This window comes from Vibrio sp. B1REV9 (assembly GCF_905175395.2).
Classification (GTDB): Bacteria; Pseudomonadota; Gammaproteobacteria; order Enterobacterales; family Vibrionaceae; genus Vibrio; species Vibrio alfacsensis.
Genome location: NZ_HG992746.1, coordinates 713121 through 725648 on the forward strand (window position 1 = coordinate 713121; position 12528 = coordinate 725648).

At 46.2% G+C, this 12528-nt stretch carries 9 protein-coding genes and 1 pseudogene; 4 read left to right on the plus strand and 6 right to left on the minus strand.

The window, feature by feature from the left end; translation table 11 throughout:
- Positions 1 to 45: 45 nt before the first annotated feature.
- The 4 genes and pseudogenes from KHN78_RS17325 to KHN78_RS17340 all read left to right on the plus strand — a co-directional run bounded on the left by KHN78_RS17325 (position 46) and on the right by KHN78_RS17340 (position 5419).
- Positions 46 to 1734: a response regulator gene (locus tag KHN78_RS17325; RefSeq protein ID WP_211917588.1), complete on the plus strand. Its 1689-nt coding sequence runs from the start codon at positions 46 to 48 to the stop codon at positions 1732 to 1734.
- 537 nt (positions 1735 to 2271) lie between these two features.
- Positions 2272 to 3647: pseudogene (locus KHN78_RS17330) on the plus strand (NfeD family protein).
- 9 nt (positions 3648 to 3656) lie between these two features.
- Positions 3657 to 4439, plus strand: a complete 783-nt coding sequence (locus tag KHN78_RS17335) for a slipin family protein (protein ID WP_128812755.1) — start codon at positions 3657 to 3659, stop codon at positions 4437 to 4439.
- A gap of 323 nt (positions 4440 to 4762) precedes the next feature.
- Positions 4763 to 5419: an NAD(P)H-dependent oxidoreductase gene (locus tag KHN78_RS17340; protein WP_005435698.1), complete on the plus strand. Its 657-nt coding sequence runs from the start codon at positions 4763 to 4765 to the stop codon at positions 5417 to 5419.
- A 176-nt stretch (positions 5420 to 5595) separates the two neighbouring features.
- Here KHN78_RS17340 and choV read toward each other — a convergent pair whose 3' ends face one another.
- The 6 genes from choV to betI form a co-directional block, all read right to left on the minus strand.
- Entirely contained in the window at positions 5596 to 6780 is a 1185-nt protein-coding gene (gene choV / locus KHN78_RS17345; RefSeq protein WP_211917590.1) for a choline ABC transporter ATP-binding protein, read from the minus strand.
- A 1-nt stretch (position 6781) separates the two neighbouring features.
- The gene (gene choW, locus KHN78_RS17350; RefSeq protein WP_005425967.1) at positions 6782 to 7624 is read right to left on the minus strand and encodes a choline ABC transporter permease subunit; all 843 of its coding nucleotides are present in this window, start codon (positions 7622 to 7624) and stop codon (positions 6782 to 6784) included.
- Between the two features lie 62 nt (positions 7625 to 7686).
- Positions 7687 to 8625: a choline ABC transporter substrate-binding protein gene (locus tag KHN78_RS17355; RefSeq protein WP_211917592.1), complete on the minus strand. Its 939-nt coding sequence runs from the start codon at positions 8623 to 8625 to the stop codon at positions 7687 to 7689.
- Between the two features lie 42 nt (positions 8626 to 8667).
- Positions 8668 to 10377: a choline dehydrogenase gene (betA, locus tag KHN78_RS17360; protein ID WP_211917594.1), complete on the minus strand. Its 1710-nt coding sequence runs from the start codon at positions 10375 to 10377 to the stop codon at positions 8668 to 8670.
- 19 nt (positions 10378 to 10396) lie between these two features.
- The gene (gene betB, locus KHN78_RS17365) at positions 10397 to 11857 is read right to left on the minus strand and encodes a betaine-aldehyde dehydrogenase (RefSeq protein WP_211917596.1); all 1461 of its coding nucleotides are present in this window, start codon (positions 11855 to 11857) and stop codon (positions 10397 to 10399) included.
- A 16-nt stretch (positions 11858 to 11873) separates the two neighbouring features.
- Positions 11874 to 12473, minus strand: a complete 600-nt coding sequence (gene betI, locus KHN78_RS17370; protein ID WP_041060594.1) for a transcriptional regulator BetI — start codon at positions 12471 to 12473, stop codon at positions 11874 to 11876.
- Positions 12474 to 12528 lie beyond the last annotated feature (55 nt).

Below are 12528 nucleotides of genomic sequence, written 5' to 3' on the forward strand. Positions count from 1 at the left end.
CGCTCATCCCTAGACGAAACATTACGGAATTTACTACAGCAAATTATGACCACAAAATCATTATCTGAATACAATGTTTTGATTGTTGATGACGCTCCAATAGTCGTTCTAACATTGCGTAACATGCTGACTAAATTAGGTTTTTCAGACAAACGCATTTACACAGCGCGTCTAGCAAAGTTAGCCATACCAATCGCACACAATGAACGTATTGACCTGATCATTTGTGACTACAATTTTGGTCGAGGGATGAATGGTAAACAGCTATTCGAAGAGCTAAAGTACTTAAAACTCATCAGACCCGATACTATCTTTATCCTCGTGACGGGAGAAAGCTCTGCGTCTATTGTGCGTGCAATTATAGAGCTAAAGCCTGATGAATATTTACTCAAGCCTTTTAACTCAATCAAACTAAAAGAACGTATCTCGACCGCCATTCGTCGTAAAAACGCGCTTTTGGCGATCTACGAAGCAGAACTTCAAAACGATTCGCAAGCGGGATTGATGGCTTGTGACGATCTCACTCCATTCCATCCAGAATATTTCTTTATTATCGAAAAATTTCGCGCAGATTTTCTGACTCGTTTGCAACTGCATAAACAAGCAAAATTGGTCTACGAAAATATTCTGGAGCGCAAAGAAGTGAACTGGGCGAAAATCGGCCTTGCGAATACTCTCGTTTCACTCGGTGACACCGAACAGGCGCATGAACTGGTTAGAGAATTACTTGAAAATTCACCGAATAACGTCGAAGTTCGTGATTGCGCAGCGAATGTCAACATGCTCAATCGCGAAATACCGGGAGCCATTAAACACTTAGCTTTGGCAAACAAGTTGGTTGAGGGTAACTCAGAACGCGAGCTGGTCATCGTAAACTTGTGCTTAGCGGAAAACGATTATTTTTCAGCATTACAACACTACCACGCTTACATGGAAATCAATAAGGACACTTATCGAAACAACATGTACGCAAAACTGAATCTAATTCGTATTCTGTTGTACTGCACCCGCAAGTTAGAGGGTAGACAAGATCTACTCGCCCAAGCAAAAAGCCTGTATAAAGCGATACTGAATGGCCCGACTGATCACTCAGTTAAAGATGAACTCGATCTCATTGCCGCACACATTGCGATTGAAGAAAACCAATACGTTGCCGCTTTTAAAGTATTGAGCGATTTGTATAAAAGAAAACCATTTAATCACTTTTATGCGCAATTCCATCTTGCATGGCTACTGCATGAAATGAATTTTGAAACCGAGTTTTCGCAAGCCGTGACATGGTGTTTCGAGGGGCTAGGAACTGATTCAAGTGACATCATTTTATCGAGCAAAATAACGTTAGGTCGAGCATTAGAAAAAGAAAATACCGAACGCCAGAAGTGGATGGAAGAGCAATACAAAAAAATTAGAGCCAGCGAGGACGATTATCAATCCTTACTTGATGCGCTGATCGAACTTCGCTCAAGATGTCCTCTACTTCGTACGGTTTGTATTAATATCATTAAAGTATTAACACGGGCTTGGCCAAGCAATATGAATGCAGTTGAAGTAGAAGTCCTGATTAAAAAATGCGATAGCATCATCAGACAGCTGGTATCAAGTGATGACTTAAAAAAGTCAGGTTACGATAAATTCCTATTTCGAGCGCAAGACCGATGTTCTCAAATGGCCATTGTAAACTCGGCTGATGTTAATACTGCCACATCTGAGCCTGAATTGCAGACGAGCTCTTAAAAAGCTTAACACGCAGGGTCAAACATAACGCTTCAAACAGAAAGTAAGGACTATCCGCCTCGTTGACTCTGCGTTTAGGCAATACCACCAGTCGCACTAGAACGAACCACTTGTGGCATTGCTTGTAAATAATATCTAAGTGAAGATACGGAGCATCAGCCGAAAAGGCGGTGAATCCAAGTCACTTCTCCAAAAGCAATCAGATCATAAATAGTAAAAAACACCGCACTGATAATGGCCAGTTTGACCAATCTGATAGCAATTAATGTCATTGTCTCATTCTCATTTCTAACAGGGCTTTCACCCCTGATTACGTTATTTGTCGTAGTTTACTGTTTTTATCAGGAACCTCAATTAAACCTATACTTGCTCGTTCTAAGATCTGCTCTCAAAACATTCGAAGCCTCAAACAATAAACCTCGAAGCAATAGGCCTTGTCAAAGAGGTAAATGCTGCAATCCTGCAACTTGAAGCTACTTGGGTATATACTTTAAGAGTCCGTTCAACGAGTCCCGGTGATCACACAAGGAGGACGGAATGAAACGCGCCCTGTTTTGGTTTCTACCACTTGTCCTATTCGCGAGCCAAACTTTCGCCAACAGTATCTGGATTGTCCCAATTAAAGGAGCTATTGGCCCTGCAACGAGCGACTATTTAGTTCGTGAGATAGAGGAAGCACAACGCAACGGCGTCAGTGTGATCATTTAAAAATGGATACACCGGGTGGCCTCGACAGCGCGATGCGTGACATCATACATTCAATCACGACCTCCTCCGTTCCTATTGCCACTTGGGTTGGTCCATCTGGCTCGAGAGCAGCAAGCGCCGGAACCTACATTTTGCTTGCGAGTCACATCGCAGCTATGGCCGAAGCCACTAACCTTGGAGCTGCGACACCTGTAGCGCTTGGCGGTACGCCCTCTCCGCCGTCAAGCGATGACGGGGAAGAACCAACCAAACCAAATGATGACAAGGAAGAAAATAATTACTCTGACAAAGTGCCCGCAAAAACGGCAATGGAGAAAAAAGTCATCAATGACGCAAGAGCCTACATCAAGGGGCTTGCTCGCCTTCACGGCAGAAATGCAGAATGGGCAGAAAAAGCAGTAAGTGAAGCGGCGAGTCTAGATGCTACTGAAGCTCTCGAACTGAATGTCATTGATTACATCGTCAATTCACCAGAAGAGCTTATCTCTACCATACACAACAAGACCGTTAAGGTTAACAATCAAGATCTGACATTGTCACTCGAGAATCCAATTTGGGTTGAGCGTACTCCGGATTGGCGCGCAGAGTTACTGGCAGTTATCACAAATCCTAATGTCGCCTACATTCTCATGCTTATCGGGATTTATGGACTATTACTTGAGTTTTATAACCCCGGTGTCGGCCTACCAGGCGTTCTAGGCGGGATCTGTTTACTGTTAGCGATGTACGCCTTGCAGATGATGCCCGTTAACTACGTTGGCCTAGGGCTTTTATTGCTCGGTATTGCGCTGATGATCGCGGAAGCATTCAACCCAAGTTTTGGCATACTAGGGCTTGGAGGCGTCGTTGCATTTGTACTTGGCTCCGTATTTCTTATGGATAGTGATTTACCGGGTTTCCAAATCGCGATACCGCTTATCGTTGGTATTGCTCTATTTTCAGTCACGCTTATCGTCATCACCGTTGGCTTATTGGTGCACATCCGAAAACGCAAAGCAACGACGGGTATTGAGGCCTATCCTGGCCGCCTTGCTATTGTAAGTGACGATTTTGTAGACGGAACGGGACGAGTTCAATTAGACGGTGCGTTATGGCATGCCACAACGGATGAAATCACCCACCTAAAACAAGGTGACCAAGTTACCATTCTCAACGTAAAAGGCCTAACTTTAAAGGTGAAGCCAAATGATCGCCCTAAAGGATAGGAGGCGGATATGATGCTCTATACGATTGCTGTTGTTCTGGTTTTACTCTTCGCACTCGCAACCCAAATGTTCAAAGTACTGCGTGAGTATGAGCGTGGTGTAGTGTTCTTTCTCGGTCGGTTTCAAGAAGTCAAAGGGCCCGGTTTGATCATCTTAATTCCATTTATTCAACAAATGGTGAGAGTCGATTTACGTACTATTGTATTAGATGTACCAACTCAGGACTTGATTACTCGTGATAACGTCTCCGTTCGTGTAAACGCGGTGGTGTATTTTAGAGTGGTCAATCCAGAAATGGCGATAAATAACATCGAAAGCTATAGCGACGCCACCAGCCAATTAGCTCAAACGACCCTACGTTCCGTATTGGGTCAACACGAACTTGATGAGCTTCTGTCTGAGCGTGAGCGCCTCAATAAAGACCTACAAGCCATACTGGATCAACAAACCGATGACTGGGGCATTAAAATTGCCACCGTTGAAGTCAAACACGTCGACCTTAATGACAGTATGGTCCGTGCACTTGCCCGCCAAGCGGAAGCAGAGCGAAATCGCCGAGCGAAAGTTATCCATGCAACTGGTGAGCTCGAAGCATCTAGCAAATTAAAAGAAGCCGCAGACATGCTTAATGAAGCACCAAATGCCTTGCAACTTCGTTATATGCAAACATTAACGGAGATCACCACAGACAAAACCTCAACGATCGTGTTTCCTTTACCAATTAATCTGGTCGAAGCAGTCACTGACATTGCAAAAGCAGTCAAAGAGAAACCTGAAGATACTCCTAAGTAATCTCGAGATCCTTTAATTTCGAACGACTTTAATTTCGAGATTACTTAGAGGTCATCTTCCGCTCACATCAGTTGACCAAAATCCTCTCAATACAGCTCCGCTTATTGCTGCTCCGTTTATATTTTCTTGTGTGAACATTCTTAACTATTCTGATCAACTTTGCTGAAGCAACGTATTTTCAATAAAAAGTTGAAAGTGATTTAAACGAAACACGTATTATCAACTCGATAAAAGTCGATATTATGGACTCACTTTCGAGGTACGCATGGTTGCCGATGCTAAGCGCATCCTCATTTGTCTAATAATATTAAGAGGATATGAACGTGTCTCATCAAATCATTACAGACCTAAACAACCGTTACACAGCTAAAAAATACGACGAAGAGAAACGTATCTCTCAAGAAGACATGGCAATCATCAAAGAAGCAATCCGCCTATCTGCGTCTTCTATCAACTCTCAGCCTTGGAAATTCATCGTAATTGAGAGTGACGAAGCGAAACAACGTTTCCACGACACGTTTGCAAACATGCACCAGTTTAACCAACCGCACGCTAAAGCTGCGTCTCACACTATTCTGCTAGCGTACGATCCAAAATTCACAAAAGAGAAATTTGCGAAGCGTGTTGATGCTGAGGTAACTTCTGGCCACCTACCAGCAGACATGTACGACATGTTCATGGGTGCTTACGCATTTGCTGAAGCAAACACAGATGAGAACGGCTACAACGGCGGTTGGACGAAAGCGCAAGTTTACATCGCGCTTGGTAACCTACTGCACACACTAGCGCGTCTAGGTATCGACTCTACTCCAATGGAAGGTGTTGACCCAACACTGATCGGCGAAGAGTTCAAAGCAGAACTAGACGGTCACGTATGTGAAGTTGCACTAGCAATCGGCTACCACAAAGACGGCGAAGACTACAACCACGGTTTACCAAAAGCACGTCTAAACATGGATGACGTAATTACTACTCTTTAATGAGTATCGTCTCGTAGCTTCATGGTTTCTAGCCTAGAGCTTAGCTATCTAAATCATTGTTCAAATTGAAAGAGCCGTACTTCTTAGTGTCTTAGTCTAAGAGTACGGCTCTTTTTTGTTTTGCTGAGGGGGACTCAACAAACGTTAAACAGCAAACGTTTTGAGATAAGAGATAGCTACGCCACTTGCTTGGACTTAAAGTTGCCAAGCAGCGCATCGTACAACTCGTTATCACTCAGTACACCCACTAACTTGTTCTCTTCTACTAACAAGATAGGTTGATTGCTGCGTTGCTTCAGTTCAATCGCTTCACGCATGCTGATGTCTGGGTTAGCTTGAACGACCGTGCTTTCGCCGATGTCGTCGAGTGTGGTTGAATCGCTTTCCCAATTCACCAATGACTTATCGGAATCCACCAGCGTGACACCTTTCGGCTCTTGCTCGACCCAAATCTGCTTATCTGCACACACCAATACGCGGTCATTCTGCTGCTTAAGCTCGGTGCTGGCCTGCATCAGTGAACGACCTTTCAAAACATTGAGCGGATTCGTGTGAGCCACAAAGTCCGCCACATAGTCGTTTTCTGGAGCAAGGATGATTTGTTCAGGCTTGCCGTGTTGAATCAGTTTGCCCGATTCCATAATGGCGATGTTGTTACCAATTTTCAGCGCTTCATCTAAATCATGGCTCACAAACAAAATCGTCTTGTTTAGCTTCTCTTGCAGTTGAATCAATTCATCTTGAAGCTGAGCGCGAATCAGTGGGTCGAGCGCAGAAAACGGTTCATCCATTAGCAAGATGTCAGTATCCATAGCAAAGGCGCGAGCCAAGCCAACACGCTGCTGCATACCGCCAGAAAGCTCATGTGGGAACTTACTCTCCCACTCGCTTAGCCCAACCATTTCTAGTTGCTCGCGTGCTTTTTTACGACGTTCCGCTTTGCCAATACCCTGCATCTCAAGACCAAACGCCACGTTATCCAATACCGTTAACCACGGCATCAGCGCAAACTTTTGGAACACCATTGATACGCGGTGAGTACGCAAGTTACGTAGAGTCTGCTCGTCACAATTGGCAAGCTCTACCATGTCTTCACCATCTTTGATTTTGAGTGAGCCACGAGAGATCTCATTCAAACCATTAACGGCACGAAGCAAACTTGATTTACCCGAGCCGGAAAGCCCCATCAATACACAGATCTCACCTTGTTTGACGCTCATTGAGACCTTATCAACACCAACCACTTGTCCGGTCTCATCAATGATCTCTTGGCGAGACTTACCTTGGTCTAATAGCGCCAATGCTTGCTCGTGCTGCTGACCAAACACAACGTCGAGGTTTTCAATCGTAATTGCATCCATGTTATGCCTCCTTCTGGTTTGGTGCTTTGCATAGGCGGTCGAGAATAATCGCGACCAAAACAATCGCTAAACCGGCTTCAAAGCCTTGAGAAATGTTCACTGTGTTCAATGCTCGTACGACTGGTTTACCCAGACCATCGGCACCGACTAGCGCAGCGATCACCACCATAGAAAGCGACAACATAATGCACTGGGTCACACCCGCCATAATGCTTGGCAGAGCCGCCGGGAGTTCGACTTTGAATAGCAATTTCATGCGGCTGGCACCAAAGGCTTTGCCCGCTTCAATCAACTCCTCTGGCACTTTGGTGATACCAAGGTAAGTCAGACGAATTGGCGCTGCGATAGCAAAGATAATGGTGGAAATCAGCCCCGGTACGATACCTAAACCAAATAGAACCAATGTTGGGATCAGATACACAAACGTTGGTACGGTCTGCATTAAATCGAGTATCGGGCGCAATAAGGTATACAGCCATGGGCGATGCGCCGCCATGATGCCTAGCGGCACGCCAATTAATACGGAAATCGTTGTCGCAGCGAAGACGAGAACAAAGGTTTCTAGCATTTCTTGCCAGTAGCCGAGGTTAAGGATCGTCAGCAGAGCTAGCACGATAAACACAACTAAAGGAATGCTGCGATGCAGGAACCACGCAATCGCTGCGGTCATGATAATAGGTGCTGCCGGTGGCATCCATTTGAAAATATCCACCACGAATAGAATGATGGTTTCGAGAAAAATAGAGATAGCATCAAAGAAACCCGACGCGTTCATGGTTAACCAATCTACGCCTGTTTCCATCCATTCGCCCAACGGAAGTTTGTTGTCCGTAATAAAATTCACAATAAAACCTTTGTGTTAAAAGGCGGGCATCGCTGCCCACCTTTTCCTAAAGAGAGGAATGATTAAGCGTTTGTTTTTAGGTAAGAAGTAATCGCTTGTTTTGCGTCTTTGCCGTCTAACGTCTTCACGCCTTCTAGCCACGCTTCAAATTGTTGTGGGTTAGCATTCAACCATTCTTGCGCCGCTTTCGCTGGCTTCTGTTTTTGGTTTAGAATCGCTTCCATCAACTGGTTTTCCATCTCTAGGCTGAACTCTAGATTCTTAAGCAGTTGACCCACGTTTTGACACTCAGATAGGTAATCTTGGCGCACGTTGGTGTAAACATTTGCACCGCCGTAGTTAGGACCAAAGAAGTCGTCACCGCCAGATAGGTATTCCATCTCAACATTGCTGTTCATTGGGTGTGGTGCCCAACCTAGGTATACGATCCATTGGGTACGGCGCACTGCACGAGACACTTGAGACACCATACCCGCTTCGCTTGATTCCACTAGGCTGAAGTCTTTCAAGCCGAATGCATCGCTGTCGATCATATCTTGGATCAAACGGTTTCCATCGTTGCCCGGCTCAATGCCGTAGATGCGGTCTTTAAATTTGTCGGCATGTTTTGCCAAGTCAGCAAAGCTTTTCACGCCTGCGTCATATACGTACTTTGGCACCGCTAGTGTGTATTTCGCGCCTTCTAGGTTTGCGCGAACGGTTTCCACTGTGCCAGCTTCACGGTACTTGGCGATATCGCCTTCCATAGTTGGCATCCAGTTACCCAAAAATACGTCAATGTCGCCGTTTGCCATTGAAGAGTACGTTACAGGTACAGACAGAAGATCGGTCTTGGTTTTGTAGCCCAAGCCTTTTAACAGTTCAGAGGTAACAGCAGTGGTTGCGGTAATGTCTGTCCAGCCTACATCGGCAAATCGAACAGTTTCACATTGGTTAGCATAAGCACCTGTCGCTACTGCACTCAGTACGATAGATGAAAAGATTTTTGTCATCGTAGACATGTTTAAATTCCTTGTAATGATTCCTGACTTTTCTTTGAGTTATTAAGAGATAGAAGAGATTGAGCTTAAGTCTCTTTTTGGCGGACGCATTCGTTGCGCCTCTTGCCAGTTCGGAGCAATCCAAACCGGTGTGTTATTCGATTCTTCGAGTACGTTCCCCAAGATCATGTCCGCAGCACGCTCTGCGACCATGATGGTTGGTGCGTTTAAGTTGCCATTCGGAATGGTTGGGAAGATGGATGAATCCACCACACGCAAGCCTTCAATCCCGCGCACTTGGCACGCTTCATTCAGAACTGCCATTGGGTCATCGTCTGCGCCCATTTTGCAGCTACACGATGGGTGGTAAGCACTTTCCACGTTTTGCTTCACCCATTCATCAATCGCTTCATCGCTGGTGATGTTCTGACCCGGTTGAATCTCTTCACCGCGGAACGCATCCATTGCAGGTTGATTGAGGATTTCACGCGTTAGGCGAATACAGTCTCGCCAATCCTGCTTATCTTGTTCCGTCGAGATGTAGTTGAACTCGATTTTTGGTTTGTCATTTGGGTTGGCAGAAACCACTTCGACACTGCCGCGACTCTCTGGCTTGTTTGGACCAACATGCACTTGGAAGCCGTGACCATCAAATGCCGCGCGTCCGTCATAGCGCATTGCCGCTGGTAGAAAGTGATATTGAATGTTTGGCGATTTCAATCCTTCGCGAGAACGGATAAAAGCGCACGATTCAAAGTGGTTGGTTGCACCCAGACCTTTGCGCGTCAGAATCCACTCCGTACCAATCAAACCTTTGCTGATCAAACCTAACTTGCTGTTAAGCGTGATCGGCTGTTTGCAGTGATATTGGAAATACACTTCAAGGTGGTCTTGCAGGTTCTTACCCACACCTTCTAGTGCGTGTTTCACTTCGATGCCCACTTTTTCAAGCACTGTCTTAGGACCAATACCCGAAAGTTGCAGCAGTTGTACCGAGCCGATAGAACCTGCGCTCGACACCACTTCTTTGTTAGCAAAGCACTGTTTGATTTTGCCAGATTGTTCAAACTCAATGCCGACCGCTTTCTTGCCTTCCAGCAAAATACGGTGAGCGGTCACGCCTTTCATCAAGGTGAAATTACTGCGCTTTTTTGCACGGCTTAAGTAAGCGTTAGAGGTAGAAGCGCGCACGCCTTTGTCTACCGTCATATGCATTGAACCGAAGCCCTCTTGCTGGTAACCGTTGTAGTCTTGCGTTTCTGGGTAGCCCGCATCTTTACCTGCTTCAATAAACGCTTGGTAAAGTGGATTCAGCTTCATGTCGTTGCCGTTGCACGTCCCTACTGGACCACTGTCGCCACGGTATTCGTCAGCACCGCCTGTCCATGTTTCCGCTTTACGGAAGTACGGCAGACAAGCTTGGTAGTTCCAGCCTTTTGCGCCTTCTTCTTCCCACTCGTCAAAGTCACAAGCATGACCACGTACATAAACCATGCCGTTGATCGAAGAGCTGCCGCCTAACACTTTGCCACGTGGACAATGCAGTTGGCGTCCGTCTAACCCCTCTTCTGCAACAGTTTCGAACTGCCATGCGTACTTTTCAGTGTTCATTGGGTAAGACAGCGCCGTTGGCATTTGAATGAAGATGCTCTTGTCTGAGCCACCCGCTTCCAACAGTAAGACTTGGTGTTGACCGCTTTCACTCAGGCGATCCGCCAAGACACAGCCTGCGGAACCAGCACCGACGACGATGTAATCGTAGTGTTGTTGCATTACAAATCCTCCTGACTGATTAGGCGTAAGGGCTATCGAAATCACCCAAATGCACTAACACGCTCTTGGTTTGGGTGTAATGCTTGAGGGTTTCAACACCGTTTTCACGTCCAATGCCAGACAGTTTGTAACCGCCAACGGGCATTTCAGCTGGAGAATCACCCCAGGTGTTAATCCAACAAATACCTGCTTGGATTTGATGAATGACGCGGTGGGCACGAGATAAGTTTTGCGTGAACACGCCAGCTGCAAGTCCGTAATCGGTGTTGTTAGCGCGTGCAATCACTTCGTCTTCGTCACTGAACTTAAGCACTGACATTACGGGACCGAAGATCTCTTGCTTCACATGCGGCATGTCGTCTTCGCAATCAATGAAAACCGTTGGCACAACAAAGTTACCGCTCGCCAAACCATTGTCTGTGACTTTGTAGCCACCAGTCAGCAACGTTGCTTTGCTTGCTTTCGCTTGTTCAATTGCGGAAAGAACTTTTGATTCGTGCTCTTTGGAAATTAGCGCGCCAATTTGGGTTTGCTCATCAAGCGGATCGCCAACCACCAGCAGTTCAGTACGCTTCTTAAGTTGAGCGACGAAATCGTCATAAATACCTTCATGAACGAACACGCGAGTACCGTGTGTACAAACCTCACCTTGGGTGTAGAAGTTTGCGACCATTGCAGCAGAAACCGCATCGTCTAGCTTGGCATCATCAAAAATGATCATTGGTGATTTGCCGCCAAGCTCCATTGTGACTTGCTTCAGCGTTGTAGCGCTGTCACCCATAACGACTTTGCCCGTACCCGATTCGCCCGTGAAAGAGACTTTAGCGATGTCCGGATGTGCGGTGAGCATTTGTCCTACTCGGTAATCACCTTGAATGACGTTGAACACACCATCTGGCAACCCCGCTTCGCTGTAGATTTCTGCCAGTTTGAGTGCAGTTAACGGAGTTTCTTCTGATGGTTTAAAGATCATCGCATTACCTGCAGCAAGTGCAGGGGCAGATTTCCACATCGCGATTTGAATTGGGTAGTTCCACGCACCTATGCCTGCACAAATGCCCAGAGGCTCGCGGCGAGTGTAGAAAAACTGTGATTCATTCAGCGGTTGTTGTTCGCCATGCATGCTAGGCGCAAGACCTGCGTAGTATTCGATTACATCTGCGCCCGTTGCAATGTCTACGCAATTCGCTTCTTGGATTGGCTTGCCCGTATCCGCAACTTCTAATGCTGCCAATTCGTCATTTCTTTCACGAAGTAGCGCCACCGCTTTAAGCAAAATACGACTGCGTTCTGTCGCCGTCATGGCAGACCAAATCGCAAAACCGCGCTTGGCAGATTCAATTGCCGCTTGCATATCTTGCTGGTTAGCCTGCTTCACATTCGCAAGTGGCTCACCATTGGCAGGATTGTATGTGGTGAAGTGTTCTTCTGAGCATCCTAGGTGCATGGCACCATCGATGTAGTGTGCTTTCATATCCATTTGAAGGTTTGACTCTTTATTTTTGTTTTGAGTAGAACGTGAGTTGTTTATCGAGATAGTCGTTGATGATGACGCGTGCTTTCTCGGCATCGATACCTTGCGGGTTGAGCGTTCCGCGCAGCCAAATGCCATCAATCAGTGACGCAATACCATGCGCTACTAGCTCTGCTTGGTCTTGATCCAGCAAAGCTTTTAATTCTTTTTTTAGGTGAGAGAGGAGGCGTCGTTCATTCACTCGTTGCAGACGTTTGAGCTGCGCGTCATGCATAGAGTACGACCAGAACGCCAACCAAGTTTTTGCCACTTGGTTCTCGGCTTGGAAACCCACAAAGTTGCCGTCGATGATGGCGTTTATACGTTGATGATGCGCATCAGCCGGCAGCTGGCTTAGGTTCTCTTTGATGGTGGCAGAAAGCTGGCGCAGGATTTCACGCATGGTCTCTTCTAACAGGCCGTGCTTTCCACCGAAATAGTGATTAATGATCCCCGTTGATACTCCTGCTTCTTTGCTGATCAACGAGATACTCGCGGCGTGCAAACCTACTCTGTCGATGACCGACATCGTCGCTTTAACTAGCTGTGGCTTTCTGATTTCAGGCATCCCAACCTTGGGCATTTTGCATCCTTGTTATTTTTAATTGAACGGTTAGTTAAATATAAAATGCCTTAAA

Excerpts from the sequence above, each read along its gene's own strand:
- KHN78_RS17325 (WP_211917588.1), top strand. The coding sequence starts at position 46 with ATGACCACAAAATCATTATCTGAATACAATGTTTTGATTGTTGATGAC.
- KHN78_RS17335 (WP_128812755.1), top strand. The coding sequence starts at position 3,657 with ATGATGCTCTATACGATTGCTGTTGTTCTGGTTTTACTCTTCGCACTC.
- choV (WP_211917590.1), bottom strand. The coding sequence starts at position 6,780 with ATGGATGCAATTACGATTGAAAACCTCGACGTTGTGTTTGGTCAGCAG.
- KHN78_RS17355 (WP_211917592.1), bottom strand. The coding sequence starts at position 8,625 with ATGTCTACGATGACAAAAATCTTTTCATCTATCGTACTGAGTGCAGTA.
- betA (WP_211917594.1), bottom strand. The coding sequence starts at position 10,377 with ATGCAACAACACTACGATTACATCGTCGTCGGTGCTGGTTCCGCAGGC.
- betB (WP_211917596.1), bottom strand. The coding sequence starts at position 11,857 with ATGGATATGAAAGCACACTACATCGATGGTGCCATGCACCTAGGATGC.
- betI (WP_041060594.1), bottom strand. The coding sequence starts at position 12,473 with ATGCCCAAGGTTGGGATGCCTGAAATCAGAAAGCCACAGCTAGTTAAA.